The following is a 24,492-nucleotide window of genomic DNA, read 5'->3' as shown; positions in this document are numbered from 1 at the left end:
ATTATTCCTATTTGAATTTTACCTTTAGCGACTGTTTTTGTTGTTGCATTTTTAAAATCAAATTTAAATTCAATGGCATTGACCGATTCGTAAATCCCGGTTATTTCAGCCTTGAATTGTAATTCGTCATTTAAATAAACCGCGTTTTTAAACTGTATTTCCTGGGAATGGATAATGACATTTTTTGTTGGCAAGCATTCGCCAATAAAATAGGAAAGAAAACCATTCAAAATATTGCCGTGCATTACCTTACCTTTAAAGCCGTTTTCAATAGCGAAATTTTCATCGGTATGCAAAGGGTTTTTATCTTTGAATATTTGAATGAATCCGTTATAGGTTTCATCGGAAACAATAAAACGTTCTTCAAATTTATCTCCAAATTTAAAAATCATATTCCTTTTTCTTGAATACAATTCAACATTTCCCCTACATTATTCCAACTTTGGATTTCTTTGGAAGTGAACCTTATTTTAAAATGTTTTTCGATGGCCACAACTAATTGTATGTGCGTTAACGAGTCCCATTCTTCGACATCATTTGCGGTTGTTATTTCCTCAATCACCACATCATCGTCATCAAGGGTGTCTATAAATATTGCATTTACTTGCTTTAAAATTTCATTTCTTTCCATAATCCTTATTTGCTGTTTATAAAACTTTTTCTTCTTTTGTGATTTTCAATATTCAATTCCCAATGGGTGTTGTTTTTTTCAAACCCTAAATTAGGATAATGCTCTTTTACCATTTCGTTTTTGGCAGTGGGCAAATATTCCCCTTTTAATCGAGTATATCCATTTTCTTTGGCAAAACTTGAAATGGTATTGAGCACAAAATTTTCCATTCCGCGTTTCAATACCCTGCAACTCATAAACCAGGTGTCTATAAATAAAGTCTCGCTGTTTTCTTGTTGTAAAATTACCACGCAGATTAATCCGTTGTCCCCAAATTTATCTTCAAGCGTAAAGGCAAAAGTAAAATAATCATCGGATACTACAAGCCTATCAATATCGGCATCTGTATAACGGATAGTTCTAAGATTAAATTGATTGGAACGTTGGGATAACTGCGCCACTCTTGGAGCATTGAATTTATTGAACGGTTCAACCAAGGAAAGCATGTTCAGGCTCTTCAAAAAATCATCTTCATTCGTGAATTTTTGTTGAATTGTGGCTCTTTGTGCTTCTATTTGGTATTGTTTGGTTCTTTCAGCATCTTCATTGGAAAATGAAACGGTTTCAAAAAGATTCAAAGTATATAGATATTCCAAATAATCTGCTGGATCTTCGGGCAATTCGGGAACACAAATCTCGGGAATGTTTTCTCTGACGATATTTCTCTCGAAAGGATTGTCGTCTAAAAATACCATCGAGTCAAAACCGATATTTAAAATACTTTGTATTTGCCGGATATTGTCGGCCTTGTTTTCCCAATTGGCAACAAAAACGGAAATGTCATCCATTTTCAAAACCATATCGGGATGTTTTTCAAAAGGCTCTTTGGCGACTGATTCGGTATTCTTGCTACAAACGGCCACTATGATTCCTCTATTTTTCAATTTTTTTATCCAATATTGAAACTCGGAAAAAGCTTTCCCAATTCCCAAACTGCCTATTTGGATATTTTCCATGCCGTCATCGCCAATGATGCCGCCCCAGGTGGTATTGTCTAAATCTAGGATAATACACTTTTTAAACTTGCCGTTTAAGGTGTTTATTAAATCGATTGTTTTGGTGGCTACTTTGGGCAAAACATCAATACTCAGAACCATTTCTGTATTGATATAAACTGACGTTTGAAAGAAATTGGATTTTCCTACTTGGTTTTGAATGGATGAAAGGTCACACAAATACAAATTCGGTTTTTTTGACGCCAATGTCATTAATTCGTAATTGAGTTTTCGCAATTGAAACAAAAAAGAAGATTCAGTTTTATTGGCATAATTCCCAAAAATGGAATCGTCAATTTCGGTATAATTGTAATAAATTACTTTGGCATTGAGATTGTTGGTTAAATTGGAATAGATGTTTTCTATCGCTTCCAATTCAGTTGACGCAAACAATACATGTTGGGCTGGTTTAATTTTGTTGTATTTCCCTAATAACTTGTGGGACGATTGAAACACGATGACAATTTCTGGTGTGAATTCATACAATTCAGAAGAAAGATCATAAACTTGACGCTCGATTTGATTGAAATCGGCTTCCCATATTTCGAGATTGAAACCGTTATCATAACCCAACCCCCGCAATGTCTGCGTTAGGAACTGCGTGGCGGTATCGCCCAAAATCGCAACTTTGATGGCCTTTAAACCAGAAAAATCTTTTTTTAAATTCTTCTTTAATTGAGAAAAATTCTTCATTATTGATGCTTTGTTTTTAATTTAACTAAAATCATGAAATTTAATTAAAGTGTGTATTTTGGGATCTTAAAATTCTAGTCTTTAATTTTGGTAATTTTAAAGAGCCCTGCTGGGAAAATATTTATCCCGATAACCTAAAAAATATTTTTCAATTTTATAGGTCATTATAAATCCTCCTATGATAGAAATTAAAAAAACCAAAACAAAGGTAACATAATGATTTTTAATGGGTAAAAAGCCTACCACATATATAACAAAGGAATGAATGACATAGATGGAATAGGAACAAAATCCGATTTTTGAAATACAATTAACTACGTATGAAGAAAAAAATCGGTTGATTTTAACATTGATATTGGAGTCCAAAAGAAAATGAATCAGCAGTATTCCAAAAGCAATATAAAGCATTGTAAAACCAATCGTTTGCACAAAAAAAGAAGGAACCGGTTCAATAAATGGTGTGAAAGCAAGCAATGAAAAAGCGAGCAACAAAGATGGTTTACGGAATTTCGTATAAATCCCAACCAGTTTTTCTTTTTTGAAATAATACCAATAGGAAATCAAAACGCCGGCCAAAAGAGAATCTATTCTAAGATGTGACATCGTTGTATTTCTTGCCGCCTCATCAGGAAATTCAATATTAGAAAGGATACGAATTAAAAAAACAAAAATCAAAACAGCAAATAACAGTTTTTCAAATGCCGAAAAAATGTTGCCATTATTAATATCATCAAACCGAATTATTTTTTTATTGAAGATAAGCCAAAGTAGCAAAGCCAAACCAAAATAAAAATGCTCCTCTACTGCCAATGACCAGCTTGCCGGATATGCATATCCCCATCCTAATGCGTAATTCTGAATAAAAAAAACATCAAAAAAAACTTTATTCCATTGTAATTTATGCTGTAAAATTCTTGGTAACATATAACCAATGTAGGTTAGATAGTAAATAGGATAAATTTTAAATCCCCTTCGAATTAAAAATAATTTAGGTTTAATAGAACCGAATTTATGGTACTCTTTGAATAATAATCCTGAAACTAAAAACCCACTAAGAACAAAAAACAAATCAACTCCAATCCAACCCATCGTTTCCAGAAAAGGAAACAACAATTGATGACGGAATAGCACCAAAATAATGGCAATTCCTCTCAGGAAATCAAGCTCTCTCAATCGCTGAATTTGTTGCATATCTATTTTTTCTGAATCAAATTTTGATTTATTCCTATGGTCAATTCTCCAGAATTAAAGAAGGTAAAACCGTATTTTTCCAACACCTCATAAATAGCTTGTCTGCAATTAAACTCATCGTGAATTTCTATAGCTATACATTTGGTAAAAGTTAAAAAAGAAATGTCGGAATTGGGGTTCATGAAAATTTCTTTTTCGGAACCTTCTATGTCAATTTTCAAAATATCAATTGTATTCCATTGAAATTTTTCTAATAAATAGGGAATGGAGAACGCTTGCAAACCTGTTTCTTCGTTCGTTTCTTCGACTCTATAAGTCCAATCATTTTGGCCTCTAAAATCGTTAATAAGTTTTAAATGGGTGTTTTTACTCCAGACTCCAGCCTTAATTTTGTTCACGTTCGATACGGAATTAGTTTCTAAATTATAGCTCAATGTCCTAAAATTCGACTCATCTGGTTCGATACAAATAAATGTGGCATCGTCAAAAAAACGAGAAAAATAGAGAGACGTCAGCCCAATATTACCTCCTGCATCAAAAAAATTTAAAGGTTTCTGGTCTGGAAAATTGACTTTAAACACCTTAACTACAGGAAGATATTCTTCATGTTTGAAAATTTGTCCAAAAACATCCAAATCACTGGAAGGTCTTCTTCGGGTTTTAATCTTGGCTTTCCATTTTGGATAAAATGAAGTAAAATACTGATTCGTTTCTTCTTTTAAAAACCCATCATAACTGATAAGATGAAAGTAATAGTCGTTTGTAATTCTTTCATTAAGAGTTGTTTTAAGTTTTAATACTCTTTTCAACAGATAGCCTAAAATCAAAAAGCTATTGGAAAAATTTAAACGATGTAAATTAGTTATTTTTTGCATTTTTTTCTTTTATTTAAACAATTGTGCCGTGTTTATCCACTGCCAAATATGAAAACTACTTTGATTATTTCCTTTAAAAAACAAATCCAACTCCAATTGAAGTTCTTTTTTGTCAAACCAACTGTTGTTTTTCAAAATTTCAATTTCAGAGGCAACCCAATCTTTTAAATCGTGGGATAACCACTCCCTTTGCGGAGTTTGTAATGGTCGTTTAGGAGCCAAAACGATATCTTTTTTTAAAAATTTTTCAGCAATTTTTCTGAGCATCCATTTTTGAACTCCATTTTTAATCTTAAAATTTTTAGGACGGCTAAAAACATATTCTACCAATTCGTAGTCTAAAAAAGGTTCTCTTAATTCCGTTCCGTAAAGCATGGAAACCCTGTCATTAAAGCGCAAAGCTCTAGGGATTTTGGTGTAAAACAAATCTCGATATTGCAAGTTTAACAAATCATCTTCAAAAGGTTTGCCGTAAAAAGTTTTACTGTAATTTTTGAAAAAACCACCGTCCAAAACATTTGTTTTAAAAGGCGATACAGTTATCCCTTGAATTATATTCTGTGAATTATTTACATAATAATCATAACCAGCCCAAGCTTCATCAGAACCTTGACCATCTAACAACACTTTTACCCCTTTTTGACTGGCAGTTTTAAAAATCTTGGAATAGGCAATAGTTGGAATTCCGCCGTAAGGCTCCGATTGATTTTTTGCTATTTTCAAAGCCAATTTTGGAACTTCCTGAGGCTTGAGCTCACAAACATTTAACTTGTACGGTCTGTCCTCAAGCATTGATTTTACCCAAATGAGTTCATCGTATCTTTCATCATTGGTAACAAAAGTAAAAGCCTCAACTGTTGATTTGTCTATGTTTTGTTGGTCGATTAATGCTAAAAGCGTACTGGAATCCAGACCTCCGCTCAAATTAAAACCCACAGGAACATCGGCTCTAAACCTTAAATTTATGGATTTTAAAAGTAAATTGGTAATATATTCTTCTTCGTTTTCTTCGAAAGAATTGGTTAATTTCGAAACCCTGTCTTCAAAGAAATACCATTTTTTTATTTGCAGGGAATTATTCTTCAAAGTCAAAAAATGTCCTCCGGGCAGTTGATGAATGTTTTCCCAAAAAGTTTCCTCCGGCGTGCCGTAACTTCCGTCAGAAAAATAATTCAGCCAAACTTTATCATTGGGGATTTTAGGAATCCCTGCTGACCAGAGTGTGCTTATTTCGGAAGCAAAAAAGAAATTGGAATTGTCGAAAAAATAATAAAAAGGTTTAACACCAAATCGGTCTCTTGCTGCAAAAAACAGATTCTCTTTTTTATTCCAAATTGCGAAAGAAAACATCCCATTAAATCTGTTCAAGCAACCTTCGCCCCATTCAATGTAGGCATTCATTAAAACCTCAGTATCTGAATGGGTCCGGAAAGTGTATTTCGATTGAAGCTCTTGTTTTAATTCCAGATAATTATAAATTTCACCATTAAAAACCAGAATGTAATTTTTGCAATCGCTAAGGAAAGGCTGGTTGGCATCACTTGACAAATCAATAATGCTCAGCCTGTTGTGACCAAGTGTTATTTTATGTTCTTCATTGTAGAAATCCATAAAATCTGGACCGCGATGTTTTTGCGTTTCCAACATTCCTAAAATGTTCGCCTTGTTCGCCTTGAATCCTAAAATCCCTGCAATTCCACACATCTTAAAAATGTATTATGTTTTTCACTAATTGCTCTGCCTTTTCCCAGTCTTCCATGGTATCAATATTCACGTATAAATCAGGATTACTCTCTATATAAGCAATAGATTTTCCGTAAAGGCTTCCGCTTTTTATAACTTCTGTTTTGGTAATATAAATGGAACCGTCCCTGTGAAATGCCTTTGGCAAATCTTGCCTTCTGGAAATAATAATATCTTCTCCCGTGGCAATTTTTAAAAGTCCCTTTCCATTTTCTTCAAATGTCCAGTGCGGATTATATTCATGCGGAACGGGCAAAACGCTTACTAGACAGTCCGCATTACTCGCAATAAATTTATCGATTGCCAAATCAATAAAACCAATTTCCCTAAAAGGACTCGTTGGCTGCAATAAACAAACGGCATCAAAAAAAATATTTTGTTTTTCAAAAAAATCCAAGGCGTGCTGAATCACTTGCAAAGAAGTGGATGTGTCCTGGGCCAGATTTTCCGGCCTTTTAAAAGGTGGTTTTAGCCCTAAATTCTCGGCAACCGAATAAACTTCATCATTATCGGTGGAAACTACCGTCCTTTGAATTCCTTTTGATTGTCTTGCGCTTTCTATAGAATAAGAGATTAAAGGTTTGTCTCCCAAAATTTTGATGTTTTTCTTGGGAACGCCCTTTGAACCACCCCTTGCTGGTATTAAACCTAAAACTCTCATTAATAGGTAATCGTTTTATGAAATTGTAAGGGGAGATTTTGGAGTAATGCCGCTATTTTTTCTCCTGCATTTCCTCCACCATAAACATCAGATTTTGGCCGTTCAATTTTAATCAATATATTTTTTAAAGTAGCTACTATTTCATTCTCATTATAGGAAACATCAACCACATTTTGACCTCGTTCCCTTCTGTTTTGTCGCGAACCAATATTGATTACGGGAACTCCCAAATAGGCACATTCGCGAATTCCAACGCTTGAATTTCCTATTAGGCAAATAGAAGAATTCAAAAGATTCAAGAAATCATCCCCTTCCATGTTTTTAAAAAAATGGACATTTTCCATGGCATATTTTTCTCTAAAAGAACGAATCCCGGACGAAGTTCCATCTGCACCGGCATCAACATTGGGCCAAAACCAAAGTGTTGGCAAATTAATTTTTTGAACGGCTCTCAGAGTGGCTTCAATATGTTTACGGGAATCCTGATATTCATTGGTTACCGGATGCTGCATCACGACAATGTATCCTTTATCCAAGTCAGGTTTTGCACCTACTCCACCATATTTTTCATACGGATTGAATGTTAAACCATCATTTTTCAACACTTCTTTAGCAATATCAATAGACGGACAACCCGTATTGAAAACCATTTCGGGAATTTCTCCTAATTGAATCACTCTGTTTTTAGCATTTTCAGAAGCCACAAAATGATAATCCGAAAGTTTGGTAATGGCATGTCTCACTTTCTCATCTATGTTTCCAGTCACTTCGCCACCTTGAATGTGAGCCAACGGAATATTCATATAGGAGGCTGCAATAGCGGTTGCCATCGTCTCAAATCGATCGGCAACAGTTACCACAATATCGGGCTTCAGATTATCAAAAACGGTTGACAGTTCCAGAATCCCTATCCCGGTTGTTTTAGCGGCCGCGGTCAAGTTTTCGCCTTCCAGTACATTAAAAACTTTGGCGGCAATTTCAAAACCATCCTTCTCAATATAGTTTACTGCACTTCCGTATCTATCAAGCAAGGCAGAAGCCGCAATAATCAATTGCAGTTCCAGCTCAGGATGTTGTTTGATTGCTGTTAAAACGGTTTTAACTCTACTGTAAGAGGGTCTCGCTGTAATAACTACAGCTATTTTTCGGGTTTCATTCATGCTAAATCGTCTTCATTCAAAAAATCCCATTGGTTTTTATCGCATGACAATTCCCTCCCTAAAATTTCGGAAAACTTAGCGGCAGAAATTCCAAATCCTTTTGGTTTCTTACTTTCTAAATCATCAAAAGTGATTTTATGTCCTTTGGGTAAATTTTTATTTATGGCTAATGACTTTTCAAAGATGGCTTTTAGCTCCTTGAAATCCCCATTATTATTTTTATTGATTGGATATTTTTTAGCCTCATAGATAGCATTCACGGATTCAACGAGTTGTTTTGTTTCTTCTAAAGTCAAAGAAGCAATCGCGTCGGGTCCGAAAATTGCTCTGTGAAAAACCACATGAAACTCTAAAATTTCAGCTCCAAGGGCAACAGCGGCAATTCCAGTTGCTATTTTGGCAGAATGATCTGAAAAACCGACTGAAACATTATATCTTTCTTTTAATTTTTGAATGACATTAAATCCAAACTGCTCTGGCTTTGTTGGATAGGCCGTTGTACATTGCAAAATGGAAAAATTCGCATTTTTACTTTCTAAAAAAGCAACAGTTTCATCTAATTCTTCAAAACTGCTCATTCCGGAAGAAATGATAATCGGTTTTCCAGTTTTGGCAATTTTTTCCAACAACAGAATATTATTCACTTCCCCGGAACCAATTTTATAGCTTGAAATCCCTATTTCTTCCAACCAATCTACCGCTAAATTACTGAAAGGGGAACAAATAAAATCCAATCCCACGGCATCACAATGTTTTTTAATTCCATGCCACTGCTCTAATGTAAACTCCATCCTTTTCCAATAATCGTAACGGGTTTCATCCTCATACGAAAATTTTATGCGAAAAGGTTCGTGAATACTGCTTTCGGCTTCGGCCAGGTGCATTTGAAACTTAATGGCCTGAACGCCTGTTTTGGCAACAGCGTCAATATAAGAATGTAAAATCCCTAAACTTCCGTCATGGGCTTGAGCAATTTCGGCAATAAGATAAGGTTTATCCTTCATGAAAATCAATAGATAGGAAACAAAAATAACTAATTTTCTGGTTTCCAGAATATTTTTGTTTCTTTTAATTCCGTATAGTGCTGATATTCTTCCCTTGTCAGAACGTTCCTATTCTTAATTAAATTTGGAATGTTAAAAAAAACATCCATAATCGCCTGAAACAAAGGAATTACTACTTTAAAATTTCCTTTTGCAATTTTGGTTTTGATTTGCATGAATATAGAATAGGCAATGATTCTGGGAACTTTTATTGCCGGATAAAATAAAAGTATGGAATACCAACCTGAACGAATGGATCTTCTATAACGGAATCCAAAATCTTTATTGTTCTTTGTTCTGGATTTTAAATTTACCCGATGGTGCACTAAAACTTCGGGCAAATAATGAACTTCCCAGTTTTTTTTGAACAATTGTAAAGAGGCAAAATTTTCTTCGCCATAAAATTCAAACCATTCCGGGTAGTTTGGAATATCACGCCACGCTTTCATTCGCCAAACGTGTCCACAACCTACAAATCCTTGGACTCTCTGTGGTTTTTCATGAGATGTTATGTTTTTTGGCTCTTCAATTCCCCAAAAAATTCGCAATGCCAATAAACCGCAATTTGGAGTTGCATCAAAATATTCTTCTATTTTTTCTAATGGATTTTGTGTCAAAAAATGAGCATCGTCATCTAACGAAATGGTAAAATCGGATTTGGTTTCATTGAGCATTTTATTTCTGCAAAAAATATAGCCTTTTGAAATCTCATTTCGGAGTAATATAACCTGAGGGAATTTATTTTTGACCATTTCAAAAGTTCCATCCGAAGAACCATCATCAAAAATAACACATTCCACGTCCTTTCTTTCCAATAAATACTGAATTTTTCGTAAAGTAATCTCTAAATCGATTTTGCGGTTTTTGGTTGAAATATGAATCGATACAGTTTTATTTGGCATCAAGATTTAATTACTAAATCGTCAATTACTTTTTTTAAATAGGATACCGATAAGTATTCCTGCAAATCACCTCTATTCAAAAGCAAATGATCTGGATTTTGCTTCCACAATTGATAGGCTTTTTCAATGATGTGGGCTATTTTATTTTTGTCATCCGCTTCAGACCAATACGGATATTGATCCCCTAATAATCTTTTAGTTTCGCTATAATAGGGTGCCAAGGAAAGGATTGTTTTATTGGCCTCAACACAATGTGGAAACTTACCCGGTAAAAAAGGGCTAATTTCTGATTTGGATTCTAAAATGATATTTATTGAAACATTTTTTTGAAGATGGTATACGACATCAAAAGAAACGTTTCCAATATGAATATATAGTTCGGGATTATTTCGCTTATATTCTTCGAGTATTTGGGAGTGAAAAGGAGCAGGACCTAGTAAAATAAGCTTCGAATCTGTTCGTGCCTCAGGATTCTGATTTAAAAACAATCTAAAACCTTCAATCAGGCCCACAGGCGAACGTTGTTGCAATAGGTTTCCCGCATGAAGCAGATTGAATTTTGACACATCCAAATAAGAGGGCAACGCAGTGTTTTCAAACTCATATTCTGCATTTTGATGCGGAATTATCACCCCTGTTTTTAAAAAATTGGGAAAATAACTTCCCATCCATTCCTTAAGTAATTGACTTGGGAATGAGGAGTATTTTGCTTTCTCAGAAAGCTCTTTAAAGAATTTTTCTTTTTTATTGTACCCTGGTTCCACCCAAGTAAAAGGCCTTGGACTTAGATGCGCCGGAAACGGATCATGAATGTTTGCAATCCATTTTTCGTGCAATTCAGGAAAAGATAATAGTGCATAATGCGGCCGAAAACTAGTTCCTTTGCTTAGCGTAAGAATATAATCCGGATTGTAATCTTTTACCTCTTTTATAATTAATTTTATGGAATTTACATCGTTAAAAAAAGTAAATGAAAACCCGAATACACTTTCAAAAAAAGTATGAAGGTATATATTAAAATAGCTGTGTAACTTTCTTTGGGTTCTACTCAAAAGATAGTTAAGACTAAATTTAATTTCTTTTATAGGACGACAATCAATATTTTTTAATGCGATTTTTTTTCTGGTATAGTGGTATACCATTAAATCAAAACCACATTCTTTAAGATTCACTATTAATGCAACATTGCATTTGGTACAACTACTGTCATTTACATCAATCGATTCGGCTATAATTGCAATTTTTGTAGGTGTCATTAACTGTAAATTAAAAAATATTTAAAAGGCGTAAAATTACAATTTCCCCTTTATCCAATCTATGGTTTTTGCCAACCCTGTTCTAAAGTCGTGACTGGGATGGTACCCCAATAGAGTTTGCGATTTTTCTATACTCGAACACCTGTCTTTTACATGATCCCAATTTCTTGGCTCGGTGAATACAATTTTTGACTGAGATTCGGTTAGACGTATTATTTCTTCGGCTAAATTTTTTATGCTTAATTTTGTTCCCGTTCCTCCATTAAAAACTTCGGCTCGATGATATTTTGAAGTAGCCAGTTTAATAAGCAAATCTATGGTATCTTCAACATAAGTAAAATCCCTGGTTTCTTCCCCTGTTCCGGTTATATTTATCGTTTCATTCAATAAAGCACTTTTTATAAAATTGGGAATCACATTTCTGTATTGTCCAGGCATTTCTCCAGGTCCGTAACTATTAAAAATTCTCGCACTGACTACTGGGATGTGATGAATTTCAGCATAATATTTACTATACAATTCTCCAACGTATTTATTTATGGCATAGGGCGTATCGTGTGGTGAAACCTGAAGATCTTCTGTCATTATTTCGCTGTTGCCATAGACACAACTTGAACTAGCAAAAATGATTTTTTTTAGCTCCTTATTACTTCTTTGAGCTTCAAACAAATTGACTAAACCAACAACATTCGTACTTATATCGGACAATGGGTGGTCTACAGAATTTTGATTGGCAAAATGAGCCGCCAAATGAAAAACATAATTGGGTTGATAATTTTTTAAAAATATATTTAGCTTTTCTGTATTTCCAATATCAATATAAGAAAAAGTAACTTCATTGGAAAAATTCGTGTGTCCTGCACTAAAATTATCAATAACGTGTATGGAACAGTTGTAGTTACCTGTTAAATATTGAATCAAATTATAACCTAATGCTCCGAAACCACCAGTTATTAATATTTTTGAATTGTTGAATGTCATTTTGCAAATATATTATAAAAAAGTAAATATTCTAATTCAAAAACAGTAAATTGGTGTGAAATTGCATCAATTATTTAAAATATTTTCACTTGAACTGTTCCTGTGAATACGCTTGAATTTTGGCTCGGAAACAATTTTTAAGACAAATGAAAATCGGTTGCTATTCTTACAAATTAACCTTTTTTAATGCTTTTTTTAAATTTGTAAACAGACAATCGCAAAGGAAATGTACTATAAAAAAATTGCCATTTCACTCTTTGTAATACCGATAATTTGAGAATTGCCATAATTTGACCAAACAAATCATATTCCTTAAAATCTATTGACAATGAAATAAAATGACGTCTTAGTGATTCGGTAAGTAATTGTTTTTCTTTTAGATTTTGCATCACCATTAAAACTGCTTCCACATAGGATGCCCTTCTAATGGGATTATCCCTATAGAACTCTCCGGTATTAGATTCAGCATGTTTCCTATTGTAATACAAAACGTTGCTTAGTATTATTCCTTTGAAGTTTTTCGCAATAATTCTAATATAGCATTCCCATTCTTCGGCATACAATAACTTTTCGTTAAACCGTATGGTATCAAAACAATGTTTTTTCCACAATACGGTACAGGAAGCCAAACCAATTTCTTGAGTAACTACTTTTGCGATATCGGCTTTAGTAAGCTTTTGTTCAATTGCAAAAGCGGTAGTTGAAATGGCAGGCATTTCTCCTTGGTAGGCACACTTTTGATAATTGCAAAAGTCTATTGAAGAATCTTCGAATGCTTCAAGACTTATTTTTAAGTTCGCCGGATGGACAAAATCATCGTCGTCAAAAAAAATAATATAATTGCCCTTCGCTAAATCCAAACCAAAATTACGACAGCCGGGCAAGCCTTTTTTATAGGGTGCTTCTCTTTTTAGAAACTGAAACCGAGAATCTTGTGCTAATAGCGGAGCAATAACTTCCCTAGTATTATCTGTCCCTCCATCATCAATAATCAAACATTCCCAATCTGTAAAGGATTGATTTTTTATGGATTGTAAGGTATCTACAATAAAATGCGCTCTATTGTAGGTAGCCATGATAATGGTAACTTTAGGGATTTTGCTCATTTAAATAGAGATTTAATATAACGCAATGGTTTTAAAACAGCCTTACCTATTCTGAATTCTAGACGATCTGTATTTTTGTTTTTTTCAAATTCTTCTCTTTTTATCCTATTAAACAAATCTTCTAATAATAAATCAAAATTACTAACGTAAAGGTCTCGATGTTTTTTAATAATAAGTTTAAACTTATCTAACCTCTCGTGACGAATTCTACTGGTAGTAGAACCTTCTCTTAATCGATAATTAAATAGGATTTCATTAATCACATACGCATATCCGCCTGATTTTAAAATCTGAATATAAAATTCCCAATCTTCAAAACCTAAAATGGGCAACTTTTCTTCGTACCCTCCCGTACCCTCCCAATCCAGCATCTTAAACATGCAACTTCCTAACGATGAATTACCAAATAAAAAATTATTTAAGTCTCCTCCATTAGGAACAAAAACATCTACAGTCCCTTTTTCATTAAACCGGTTGGCATGGCAGGTCACTATTTTAATTTTATCGTCCTCCTGAAATTTCTTAACGGCTTTTTCGCAAAAGGATGGCTCAAAGAAATCATCAGAATCTAGATTCAAAATATAATCCCCTTTTGCAAACCTTATTCCATTATTTCTTGCGATACTCTGTCCTTGATTTTCTTGTGTGAGTAATTTTGTGATTTGGGGCTCTATTTTTTTTAAAACTGCTTTTGTTTCGGCATTGGAACCATCGTCTACAACAATTATTTCTATATTAGGATACGTTTGATTCAATGCCGAATTTACCGATTGCTCAATGTAATGCGCATCGTTATAACAAGCAATAATTATGGAAACTTTACTGTATATCATATTTTCTTATATCCTAAAAAATTAGGTGTTTAGTAAAAGTATTTTTGTGTTAATTCAGTATTTGTTTTATCCTTTTTTTGGAAAATATAATCAGGAAAAATCTAAAAAAAACAGAGGTTATTTTCTTTCCAATCAATGATTTTTCAATTTCAGATAACATTTTAAATCGATTCATATTCAATAATTTCCGATTTTCATGCCATTCCTCATAATCCATAACAAAGGCACTAAAATATTCATTTAGAACCAAATTTCTTTCACTTGAATAATCCACTTGTGAACTTATCCCGTCAATATAATAGGTGGAAAGTGTTTTTTTTATGTTGATATAACTGCAATTGTGGACGAACAATGCTAAAATAAAAAATTTCCAATCTGACGCAATTTTTAAATTTTCATCATACAAACCCACAGTTTTAAAAAGCTCTTTTCGGATCAAAACAGATTGGTGATTCAAACCATTTAAATAGAAATCAGAAAAACGCAATGTATCAGGATGCGATAGAATCCCATAGTCTCTCTTCCCAATCATATGCACATTAAAGTAGATTAAATCATGGTCTTTTACATCCTGTAAGTTTTCTCTAATCACATCATTGTTGTATAAATGATCACCACTGTTCAAAAACAACAAATAGTCCCCTGTGGCTTTTGAAATCCCTTTATTCATGGCATTGTAGATACCTGTATCAGGCACACTCTCCCAATAATCTATATTTACATTTTGACTTTCTAGATAAGCGGCACTCCCATCCGAGGAACCGCCGTCAATAACAATATATTCAAACCCTTTATAGGTTTGATTAGAAACACTCTCCACAGTTTTTTTCAAGCCTTCGAGGTTGTTGTAGTTGATGGTGATGATGGAAATTTTGAGCATCCTATTTTATTTCTAAACTATTTTTATTCAATATACTATTAAACAAATCAATATATTTTTCCGATTGCAACTTTTGATTATAGCTATTTAATGTATTTTCTCTTATTTTTTTCCCATTAAAGCAATCTGAATTATTTAAAAATTTATGTATCGTTTTAACAAGTGATTCGACACTAATATCTTCGGTCAAATACCCATTTACACCATCTTGAATCATATCAGGAATTCCTCCAACGGGAAATCCTATGACGGGTGTACCGCACATTAAGGATTCCAAAACGGTATTGGGCAAATTATCCATCAAAGATGGAATGACAAAAACATCTGCTGCGGAATAAGCCAAACTCATCAATCTTTCGTCATGAATGGGACCTAATTCAATACAGTTTTTAAATGAATTCAAATTACCATTTCCAATGGCGCATAATGTTAAATCCTCACTATCTATTATCTCAAAAGCCTTTTTGAGGAAAGCAAACCCTTTTCTAGTAGTATGTATTGAATCTGCCACAAAAAGTATAATCTTTTTATTTTTGGGCAAACCCAACAATTCTCTAGAAAAAAACTTGTCTCTCGGAGAAAAAATTTCATGATTTACTCCATTAGGGATCAGGGCAATTGGAAATCGATTAAACACCTTATTTTTCTTGATTTCATGAGTCATCCAGTTACATAAACTTACAAGGTGTAAGTTATTTACATTGTTAAATATAGCTTCTTTAAAATCTAATACCTTTTTAAACTCATGTATTTCTTCGGTGGTCAACTTGCGGAAAATAGGATACCCATTTGCATTAATATCTATGATTTCTTCTGTATAATGCTCTCCTCCGGTAAATGGATTCATGTCATGTAAAGTCCAAACAACCGGTTTCGTATTTTTTTTAAAAAAAGATTTATAATCTACAAAACCTGCAACCCAATGTAAATTGATTATATCTGCATCTTTATAGAGGGGAGATTCTGTAATGTCATAGTTTGAAATTGGATAACTAAACATTTCCAATTTAGAAGATCTATTATTAGTATAACTATTGGTTTTAAATATTTTTAGTTCATTCAAAAATTTTATGAGCTTAATCTTAACTTTATAAATTTTTGAGGTTGTTTTTTGCGTTTGTTTTATTGTATGTGAATTAGGAATATTCAAATGCTTACTTCTTAAAAGCAAATTAGAATCAACTCCATTTTGTAACAGTCCTTCATGCAACCTTAAACAGGCTTTTCCAGCACCTCCAAAATCGCTAGAATTAACGATTAATATTTTCATAAAGTTTATTTATTAACAAATTGAAGTTTCCAATTTTCAATATTTTTTTGAGGTAATGAAATCCTGCCAAAATCTGATTTGAATTCTATCCAATCTACAATTTTCGAAAAGTCATCTCTATTTATAACTGCAAGGTTAATATCATTTCCTAATTCTTTAGACCTATTATCATTAGAAAGTATCAATCCAGAAATGCCATTTTGCAAACATCTGACCCCACCATGGAGTCGAGTTCCTATGTAAACAAAATCAGAATTCGATTTGATTAATTCATTCAAATCATTGATGTCATGATTTAGTAAAACAAATCTATTTCTATTTTCATTATAGGACTTAAGAGATTTAATGTAATCTATATCCCCCTTACCTTGTGGAAAAAAGAAAATTTTATCACTAAATTTTTCAAGTAAGATATTTATTAATTTGTTGTCAATTTCAGCATTAGGATGATAATCTGTTAGCATTAATAAAACATTGTTAATATCCTGTTTTTTTCTATCAGACACCATTCCATTTAGACTCCACGTAGTTGGACAAGAGGTGTTGATGCAGTTACTTATCCCTAATTCTTCAACTTTGTTTTTTGCGTATGAATCTCTCACCGAATGATTAAAATTGGACGATAACAGTTTTTTATAAAATGTCCTTGTATATTTAGTTGGACTATTTTGGTATTGCCACCATCCGACACCAAACAAAATTGCATTATTTACAATTGGGAAATTAATCAAAAAGTTATAATAATTGCTTTTCCATTGATTATAGACTTTAATATCCGAGGAAAGCAAATTGGTTCCACCTACAAAAATCAGTTCAGAACCCTTAATAAGACTTCTTTCCTTTGAATGTATGGGCACATGAGTAGATATTCTAACCACCTCATAATCATTTAAATCTGATTTCAAAAATTGCATAACGGAATCATTTATGATAATATCTCCCAGATTGGACGAAAATGACCCGTTGTTATCTCCCATTGAAGGGTCGAATAATACTATTTTTTTCATTTTTTAAACACAAATATTTGATTATTGGTTTTTGTCAAATTTTCGTCTACTAAAAAAAGTTGATTGCTTTCAAATAAAGATATGACCTCAAATTTGGATAAATTGTTTTTCCATGCCAATTGTTTCCGTGATTCCATATTCGGGAAATATTCAGTGGTACAGTACGATAAAATGCACTTGGTATTTGATTGCGATATTTTTTCGACAAACCATTTAAAATCTTCTATATATTCCAAACAACCACTTACAAAAGCGGTATCAGAATTTGTCTTTGGATATTCATAATTATTAAAATCGCAAACTATGGTATCACCTCCTCTACTCATATAATCAACCGGAATGTATGATTCCTTTTCGGTTATAAATTCTTTGAGCCACATTTCGCCACAACCCAAATCAACAATAACTGAACCTGAATCAATATATCTAGACATATCTTTTATTCTTTCTTTCCAATTTGGATCAAAATTCTCAATATTCTTCCATTGTATTGTTTTCTTTTTATTAAAGAAATTAATCACTTTTTTTACAAATGAAACCATAACCATATCTAATTCTTGTTATATATTATTTTATAAAGATTATTCTTTGATGTTGAACCATTTAGCTCGTTAGGCACCAATCACAATCTACGATAACACAACCATTGTCATTATTTCCATAAATATGAAATTCAGACCCTGTCTCAATAATTTCAAAAGACAAACATTCTTCTTGATAATCTATCAATTCCACATTGGGAATATGAATGCCAAATGTTAGTTTAAATGTATTAGGGACTAAAAATTTTACGGGGAATTGCACTTCAAATTCATGCATACCGGCACTATTTATTTTATCGGCCAGTTGAACTTGTGTGGTAAAGATAATTCTTTCGTTTCTATCAACTACTCTAAAACCCATATGCGCATTCAGGTGGTTTTCTGCCACTTTTATTTTTATCTTAATGCTTATAGTTTCATCAAAACCAAATTCGGTTCTGATTACCTTATCCTTATCTATAAGAGCGATGCTTACAAAACCTGTTTCTTCAATAGTTTCATTTATGTAATTGCCTCTATAGGCTTCATATTGGTTGGATCTTAAATAATAATCGATTCCAGCTTCAGTGCCACCTTCAAAAACCACTTTTCCGTGTTCTAAAATAATTGTTTTTGTACATAAACTTTTTACAGCCGCCATATTATGACTCACAAACAAAACAGTTCTTCCTCCTTGACGGGAAATATCCTGCATCTTTCCTATCGCTTTTTTCTGGAATTCAGCGTCACCGACAGCCAAGACTTCATCTACCACCAATATTTCGGGTTCTAGAAAAGCCGCTACAGCAAATGCCAAACGCACGGTCATACCACTACTGTACCGCTTTACGGGGGTATTGATATAACGCTCACAACCGGAGAATTCAACGATTTCAACGATTTTAGAGGCAATTTCTTTTTTGGTCATACCAAGAATGGCGCCGTTAAGGTAAATATTTTCTTTACCGGTCAATTCAGGATTGAATCCCGTGCCCACTTCGAGCAAAGAAGCAATCCTACCTTTAGATTTTATGCTTCCGGTGGTAGGTGTGGTAACCTTTGATAATATTTTTAATAATGTCGATTTCCCAGCTCCATTTTTTCCTATAATCCCTAATACTTCACCTCGCTCCACTTCAAAATTAATATCTTGTAAGGCCCATACATAATCACTGCTGCCCTTGACACTTCGGTCATTGGTCTCACCAATTTTTAGGTAGGGGTTTTCTTTACCCCGTACTTGATGCCACCAACGGTTCAAGTCGTGACTCAAAGTTCCTGTCCCTACCTGACCCAAGCGGTATTGCTTGGAGATGTTTTCAGCTTTTAATATAATGTCTTTTTTCATTGTCATTGCAAGGAACGAAGTTATCTGTATTTGGCAATAACCTATTTATCGTTCACGTATTATTTTTTTTAAATCAAAAATATCAACCTTATTCCTTAAACGGTATCAATAAAACTCTTCTCCGTTTTATTGAAAAGCAGCAATCCAATTAAGAACACGAATACCGTTACTGCAAATGTATAACCTAATCCAAGATAAGAAACAGTACCTGAATTGAGCAACATATATCGGGTCGTTTCAATCACATAAGCCAAAGGATTATAGGCGATGAGCCAACCATAAGCTGGCAATTTTTCTTTTAGCAGGGCGATAGGATACATCACCGCCGACAAATACATCAGCAATTGCACGCCAAAACCAATAAGATAAGTAAAATCCCTGTATTTCGTAACTAAGGATGAAATAATCATTCCTAAACCTAATCCTAAAATTCCCATTAAAGCGACTAACAAAGGAAAAAATAAGGTAGTCCCATTCAAACATATCGTAGCTCCCTGATAGTAATAATAAACATAAAAGGCAATGAAAATCAAAAATTGAATTCCGAATTTCAATAAATTGGATAACACTATGGACAAAGGCATAATGACTCGCGGAAAATAAACTTTACCAAATATGGCAGCATTTTTTTTAAAAGTGTCTGAAGTGTCATTAAGGCAAGAGGTGAAATAATTCCAAATCGTAATCCCTGCCAAATTAAACAAAAAAGGGGGAACTTTACCCGTATCAATACCTGCCACGTTATTGAAAATGATGGTAAAAATTACAGAGGTAAACAAGGGCTGGATAAGATACCATAATGGTCCTAAAACCGTTTGTTTATAAACCGTTACTATATCTCTTTTTACAAAAAGCATTAACAAATCCCTATATTGCCAAACTTCTTTGAAATTAAGCGAAAAGAATTTTTTTTTTGGTGTTATTTCAAACAACCATTCCTCATTGGAATGTTCTTTATCATTCATTTTTCTAAAATATAAACTAAAATAATGGAGACTAATTTTAACAGTTTCCAGTCCTTATTAATTCGAGATCACCAATTTCTTTCACTAATTATTGGTTTGAACGCCAAATATAACACTTTTAAAAATAGGATTAACAGTTGAAATAATTGATTTTTTGAAAGTGTATTTTACTGATTTGTGGATTGGCGCCTTTAATTTCAATAATTATTATTTTAAATACTTCACAAATAGGAATTATAAAATATTTACCCTGCAAAGGAGGTTTTTTATCATTTAATGGTTTTAAATAAAAAAACAGCAATCATAAAAGCGAAAACCAATGAATCATAAATCCCAATTTTTATTTACTTTTGCTGTATGCTAACACTATTTAGACCTAAAACCATACTCAAAGATTTAATTCCAGAAAATTATATCGATATTCATTCACATCTGTTACCAGGAATTGACGATGGCGCACAAACTATTGAAGATACCCTATCTTTAGTGACAGCGGTAAAAAAACTAGGATTTGAACAATGCATCACCACCCCCCATATCATGAAAAATGTTTGGGATAATACGAGAGTTAATATTGAAACTACTTTAAGTGCTACTGCTAAAGATTTAAAGGTCAAAAATAACGGTATTCCCATGAAAGCCGCTGCGGAATATTTATTGGATGCCAACTTTGTCACCCTTTTTCAAAACGAACCGTTATTGGTTTTAAAGGATAACTATGTACTCGTTGAAGTATCCTATATTAATGCACCATTACAATTATACGACATCCTTTTCGAATTACAAGTTGCTGGATATAAGCCAATTATGGCTCATCCGGAAAGATATTCTTTTTACCACCACAATTTTGAGGAGTATCTAAAACTGAAACATTCAGGCTGTCTGTTTCAAATCAATTTATTATCGACAATAGGATATTATGGAAATGAAGTTGCAAAAACGGCGGAAAAACTGTTAAAAAAAGGAATGATTGACTTCGTAGGATCTGACGTGCACCATCAGAACCATGTGAATGGTTTTTCTAAAAGAATATTAATCAAAGACACCCTACCCTTAAAAGAAGCAATAGAACAGAACCAATTTTTTAGGTTTTAAAGCAACCCGAAAATAGTACCTATTTTAACAATTACGAGTTAAACATTGAATTTTTTACTGATAAATTCTTTTAATACCGACTTCTTCACAACATCTTCGCCATAGCCGTAGCCATAGCCGTAGCCGTAGCCATATTTAGATCGAAAACCCAAATTAACACCTACATTATTTAGGACGTAGGCAAGATTTTTTAATTTCCCTTTATTTTTTAACTCTAAAGAATACTGCATTAATTTCTTTTCGGTAAAATCGGCTCGAACAACAAATAAAGTAACATCAGCCAATTGTGAAATAGTTAGAGTGTCGGTAACCAAAAGTGTGGGTGCTGTATCAATAACAATATAATCATATTCTTTTTTAGCTTCGTTGAGTAACAGTTCCAATCGGCCGTTACAAAGGAGTTCTGCCGGATTAGGCGGAATGGCTCCTGAAAAAATCAAATCTAAATTAGAATTATCAAATTGGTTGTTAACAGTCAAATTTCGCCAATCAACAGAGGGGTCATATAAATAATGCGACAGTCCCACTTGGCCTTTCCCTAAATTGGTATAGGTGTGGAACTGTGGATTCCGTAAATCTGCACCTACAACCAAAACCCTCTTGCTCAACGTAGCAAAAGCCATACCCAAATTGATGGAGGTAAAGGTCTTCCCCTCTCCTTTTATGGTTGACGTTACAAAGAGAATGGGTGCCAGATTACCCGTCTTTAAAGGCAAAAGATAGCTAATATTGGTACGCAAAATCCGGAAAGATTCGGCAAGTAAAGATCGATCATTATCCGTCATTATCTTTACGGAATCCCCAATAAAAGGAATTTCTGAAACAATAGGCACATCACGAACCAGTTTGGACAATTCCTGTTTGTTGTGAACCTTATTGTCTAATACATTCTTGACAAAAACAAATAGGAAGGGAATCAACAATCCAATCAAAAGGGATCCCATATAAATCAAATCGGTTTTGGGAGATACCGCCTTACCGTTTGACGAGGCATAATCCACCACTTTTATTGAAGGTCCCGTCACGGCAACATTAATGGCGGCTTCTTCTCGCTTTTGAAGCAATAAAATATAAAGGGCTTCTTTAATGCTTTGTTGACGTTCTATGCTTCTAATGAATTTTTCATACAAGGGAATCTTATTGAATTTGTCGGTATAACTCCTAAAAATAGAATTATTTTTAGCCAGTGAAACCGCCAACTCTTGTCGGTAGTTTTGAATAGATTTAAACATGTCTTTTTTAAGCACGTCCAATTGCTCATTAATTATCTTTACTTTAGGATTATTCTCTCCAGCGCTAAATAAAAGGCGTTCCCGTTCAATAACAAGGGCATTGTAATTCCCAAACAACTGATTAATAATGGTGTTCGAAATACCCATTTCAAGTGGGAAAGATTCGAATTTATTATGTTTAAATAGGGTTTGCTCTACATATTTGGTCAGTTCAATTTGGTTTTCAGTCTCAATAATGGCGGATTTAGCCATTTCCATATTTTTGGTGGCAGACGCGATATCGGTGTCCACAAGCGTCAATCCATTATCCCGTTTGTATTTTTCCTTATCGGTCTCAATGGAATCGAGTTGTTTACCCAAAAAATCAAACCGATCATTGACAAAATCAATAGTGCGCTGGGATACCAGTTGCCGATCCTTAATGCCGTCCAAATCAAATTGTTTAATAATTTCATTCAGAGTGGCCTCTAATTTAAGGGTATTGGTTCCAGTCAGGGACAAGCCCAAGATATCACTTTGATTGGCTACCCCTTTTACGGTAATTCCGCTGCAAAGACCGAGTGCCGTTTGGCGCAAAGGAGAAAGTTCGAAAGCAAATTGCTTCCCAGTCAAACCACCAACATTTAACCCCAATCTTGGGGATATTTTAAAGGGAATCCCCGAAACAAGATGAACGGAATGATAGGGAATGACTCCCGACTTAATTCCATTTTGGGCATCAACAATTTCATATCCTTTAGAGGCAACTTCGATGGTAAACTGAACCGATTTGGTCTCTAATTCTTTGGGTAATTTTAGCCATTGGATAGAAAAAGGACTGTTTTTCCACAACTCTTTTTGGGTCAAAAAGCCAACCGAATAATAATGGGTGGTCAAATCCAAATTCTTAACCACGCGCTCCATCAACTGATAAGACTTAATCATTTCCATCTCATTATCTAAACCTGGCTTATTGGTCTTACCAAAGATGGAGATTGCATTACTGGGTAATTTAAAAGCGGTAGCAGAATTATCCAAGATCTTAATTTCAGAATAAGTCTCAAAAATCGGGGTGGTATACCGTAAATAAATTTTAGCGGCCGCAAAAAAAACGAGCGTTGAAATAACGAACAAATACCAATATTTTAAATATTTATTGATTTCCCCAAGGATATCGACCTCGCTGGCAGTTACTTTACTGTCAATTTCAAAATTTTCCATAACAATTAACGGGTTAGTACAAGGAATAATGCCAAAGCGGAAGTAAACAAACTCAGTATGGTTCCTGGGCTGGTTAGCCATCCCGACAGCATTACGCTAGTCCCATTGGGTTTTACGTAAATAACATCATTTTGCTTCAAATAATAATAAGGACCATTAACCAAATCGATGGAAGTAATATCCAATTTACGATAGGTTCGCATGCCATTTTCTTCACGAATCAATACAATATCATTTTTAATTCCAGTGGGAAAGATATTCCCCACGGCTTGCAACACTGTCATGGAATTGTTGCCCCCAAAAGGAATAACATGACCGCCACCGCTATTACCTCCTACTCCAACTTGACCAATTACCGTTACTCGGGCATTGATAATCCGTATACTTACGGTAGGATCTTTAACCAATCCTTTCTCGACAAGGAGAGTATTGATAAGACCCTCGGCTTCCGTTGTGGTTTTACCGGCTAAGGCAATGGTACCTAGCCTGGGAAAAACGATATTGCCATCAAAAGAGACCAGATAGCCATTAAGTTGGGCAGATTCAAGAGATCCTAAAGATGAATTAAAAGGCTCCACAGCCTCGGGTATCAATTCCCCAACCTTTATGCTTAAAATATCATTAACCTGGATTTTATTGGGATAATAAATAACGGGATCCTCCGAACCAATTCTTACGTCATTAAAGTATTCTACCTCTTTTCGTGTGGCACAGGATTGTAAGGTCAATGCCAACAGAATAAAAAAATAAATTGATTTAAATACGATACGGCTTGCGCCATTATGTTGGCATCTACTTTGGGTTAGAAACATGGATGAATTTTAATTTTCTAATTATTTTAAAGGCGAACAAAGATACAATTTAT

At 33.8% G+C, this 24,492-nt stretch carries 23 protein-coding genes; 1 reads left to right on the top strand and 22 read right to left on the bottom strand.

Features of this window, described 5'->3' with window-relative positions:
- From DB895_RS13170 to DB895_RS13075, 20 genes are all read right to left on the bottom strand, one after another.
- Nucleotides 1-392: MaoC/PaaZ C-terminal domain-containing protein (locus DB895_RS13170; protein ID WP_116725837.1), on the bottom strand; the 392-nt coding region annotated here is incomplete at its 3' end.
- Nucleotides 389-631, bottom strand: a complete 243-nt coding sequence (locus tag DB895_RS13165; RefSeq protein WP_116725836.1) for an acyl carrier protein — start codon at nt 629-631, stop codon at nt 389-391. The genes DB895_RS13170 and DB895_RS13165, both read right to left, overlap by 4 nt.
- 5 nt (nt 632-636) lie before the next feature.
- On the bottom strand, nt 637-2,358 hold the full coding sequence (locus DB895_RS13160; protein ID WP_116725835.1) for an HAD-IIIC family phosphatase: 1,722 nt from the start codon (nt 2,356-2,358) through the stop codon (nt 637-639).
- Between the two features lie 96 nt (nt 2,359-2,454).
- Nucleotides 2,455-3,549 (bottom strand): acyltransferase family protein, encoded by a 1,095-nt coding sequence (locus DB895_RS13155; RefSeq protein ID WP_116725834.1) that lies wholly within the window; start codon nt 3,547-3,549, stop codon nt 2,455-2,457.
- 2 nt (nt 3,550-3,551) lie between these two features.
- On the bottom strand, nt 3,552-4,424 hold the full coding sequence (locus tag DB895_RS13150; protein ID WP_116725833.1) for an FkbM family methyltransferase: 873 nt from the start codon (nt 4,422-4,424) through the stop codon (nt 3,552-3,554).
- A 9-nt stretch (nt 4,425-4,433) separates the two neighbouring features.
- Nucleotides 4,434-6,128, bottom strand: coding sequence for an asparagine synthase (glutamine-hydrolyzing) (gene asnB / locus DB895_RS13145; RefSeq protein ID WP_116725832.1), 1,695 nt, complete (start codon nt 6,126-6,128; stop codon nt 4,434-4,436).
- A gap of 1 nt (nt 6,129) precedes the next feature.
- Nucleotides 6,130-6,828 carry an acylneuraminate cytidylyltransferase family protein gene (locus DB895_RS13140; RefSeq protein WP_116725831.1) on the bottom strand — a complete coding sequence of 233 codons (699 nt, stop codon included), beginning with the start codon at nt 6,826-6,828 and terminating at the stop codon, nt 6,130-6,132.
- Nucleotides 6,828-7,988, bottom strand: coding sequence for a UDP-N-acetylglucosamine 2-epimerase (neuC, locus tag DB895_RS13135; RefSeq protein WP_116725830.1), 1,161 nt, complete (start codon nt 7,986-7,988; stop codon nt 6,828-6,830). The genes DB895_RS13140 and neuC overlap by 1 nt, the downstream gene beginning before the upstream one ends.
- On the bottom strand, nt 7,985-8,992 hold the full coding sequence (locus tag DB895_RS13130) for an N-acetylneuraminate synthase family protein (RefSeq protein ID WP_116725829.1): 1,008 nt from the start codon (nt 8,990-8,992) through the stop codon (nt 7,985-7,987). The genes neuC and DB895_RS13130 overlap by 4 nt, the downstream gene beginning before the upstream one ends.
- 29 nt (nt 8,993-9,021) lie before the next feature.
- The gene (locus DB895_RS13125; protein WP_116725828.1) at nt 9,022-9,933 is read right to left on the bottom strand and encodes a glycosyltransferase family 2 protein; all 912 of its coding nucleotides are present in this window, start codon (nt 9,931-9,933) and stop codon (nt 9,022-9,024) included.
- A complete protein-coding gene (locus DB895_RS13120) occupies nt 9,933-11,189 on the bottom strand; it encodes a glycosyltransferase family protein (protein WP_116725827.1) in 1,257 nt (418 codons plus the stop codon). The genes DB895_RS13125 and DB895_RS13120 overlap by 1 nt, the downstream gene beginning before the upstream one ends.
- A 36-nt stretch (nt 11,190-11,225) precedes the next feature.
- Nucleotides 11,226-12,170 (bottom strand): NAD-dependent epimerase/dehydratase family protein, encoded by a 945-nt coding sequence (locus DB895_RS13115; RefSeq protein ID WP_116725826.1) that lies wholly within the window; start codon nt 12,168-12,170, stop codon nt 11,226-11,228.
- Between the two features lie 173 nt (nt 12,171-12,343).
- On the bottom strand, nt 12,344-13,276 hold the full coding sequence (locus DB895_RS13110; RefSeq protein ID WP_116725825.1) for a glycosyltransferase family 2 protein: 933 nt from the start codon (nt 13,274-13,276) through the stop codon (nt 12,344-12,346).
- Nucleotides 13,273-14,109, bottom strand: coding sequence for a glycosyltransferase (locus tag DB895_RS13105; RefSeq protein ID WP_116725824.1), 837 nt, complete (start codon nt 14,107-14,109; stop codon nt 13,273-13,275). The genes DB895_RS13110 and DB895_RS13105 overlap by 4 nt, the downstream gene beginning before the upstream one ends.
- A gap of 49 nt (nt 14,110-14,158) precedes the next feature.
- Entirely contained in the window at nt 14,159-14,989 is an 831-nt protein-coding gene (locus DB895_RS13100) for a glycosyltransferase family 2 protein (protein WP_116725823.1), read from the bottom strand.
- 1 nt (nt 14,990) lies between these two features.
- The gene (locus DB895_RS13095; protein ID WP_116725822.1) at nt 14,991-16,259 is read right to left on the bottom strand and encodes a glycosyltransferase; all 1,269 of its coding nucleotides are present in this window, start codon (nt 16,257-16,259) and stop codon (nt 14,991-14,993) included.
- A 5-nt stretch (nt 16,260-16,264) separates the two neighbouring features.
- Complete coding sequence (locus DB895_RS13090; RefSeq protein WP_116725821.1) at nt 16,265-17,266, bottom strand: polysaccharide pyruvyl transferase family protein; 1,002 nt, start codon at nt 17,264-17,266, stop codon at nt 16,265-16,267.
- Nucleotides 17,263-17,808, bottom strand: a complete 546-nt coding sequence (locus DB895_RS13085) for a class I SAM-dependent methyltransferase (protein ID WP_166426982.1) — start codon at nt 17,806-17,808, stop codon at nt 17,263-17,265. Before DB895_RS13085 ends, DB895_RS13090 begins: the two co-directional genes overlap by 4 nt.
- A gap of 61 nt (nt 17,809-17,869) precedes the next feature.
- Complete coding sequence (locus tag DB895_RS13080; protein ID WP_116725819.1) at nt 17,870-19,135, bottom strand: ABC transporter ATP-binding protein; 1,266 nt, start codon at nt 19,133-19,135, stop codon at nt 17,870-17,872.
- A 95-nt stretch (nt 19,136-19,230) separates the two neighbouring features.
- Entirely contained in the window at nt 19,231-20,100 is an 870-nt protein-coding gene (locus tag DB895_RS13075) for an ABC transporter permease (RefSeq protein ID WP_116725818.1), read from the bottom strand.
- A gap of 357 nt (nt 20,101-20,457) precedes the next feature.
- Here DB895_RS13075 and DB895_RS13070 point away from each other — a divergent pair, with 357 nt between their 5' ends.
- Nucleotides 20,458-21,195, top strand: a complete 738-nt coding sequence (locus DB895_RS13070) for a tyrosine-protein phosphatase (protein WP_116725817.1) — start codon at nt 20,458-20,460, stop codon at nt 21,193-21,195.
- Between the two features lie 38 nt (nt 21,196-21,233).
- Here DB895_RS13070 and DB895_RS13065 read toward each other — a convergent pair whose 3' ends face one another.
- Nucleotides 21,234-23,627, bottom strand: coding sequence for a GumC family protein (locus tag DB895_RS13065; RefSeq protein ID WP_166426981.1), 2,394 nt, complete (start codon nt 23,625-23,627; stop codon nt 21,234-21,236).
- Nucleotides 23,628-23,632: 5 nt separating this feature from the next.
- Nucleotides 23,633-24,439 carry a polysaccharide biosynthesis/export family protein gene (locus DB895_RS13060; RefSeq protein WP_116725815.1) on the bottom strand — a complete coding sequence of 269 codons (807 nt, stop codon included), beginning with the start codon at nt 24,437-24,439 and terminating at the stop codon, nt 23,633-23,635.
- Between the last annotated feature and the right edge of the window lie 53 nt (nt 24,440-24,492).

This window comes from Flavobacterium psychrotolerans (assembly GCF_003097635.1).
GTDB lineage: Bacteria > Bacteroidota > Bacteroidia > Flavobacteriales > Flavobacteriaceae > Flavobacterium > Flavobacterium psychrotolerans.
Note: the sequence above shows the minus strand (reverse complement) of the source record. Positions and strands in the feature narration are given on the sequence as shown.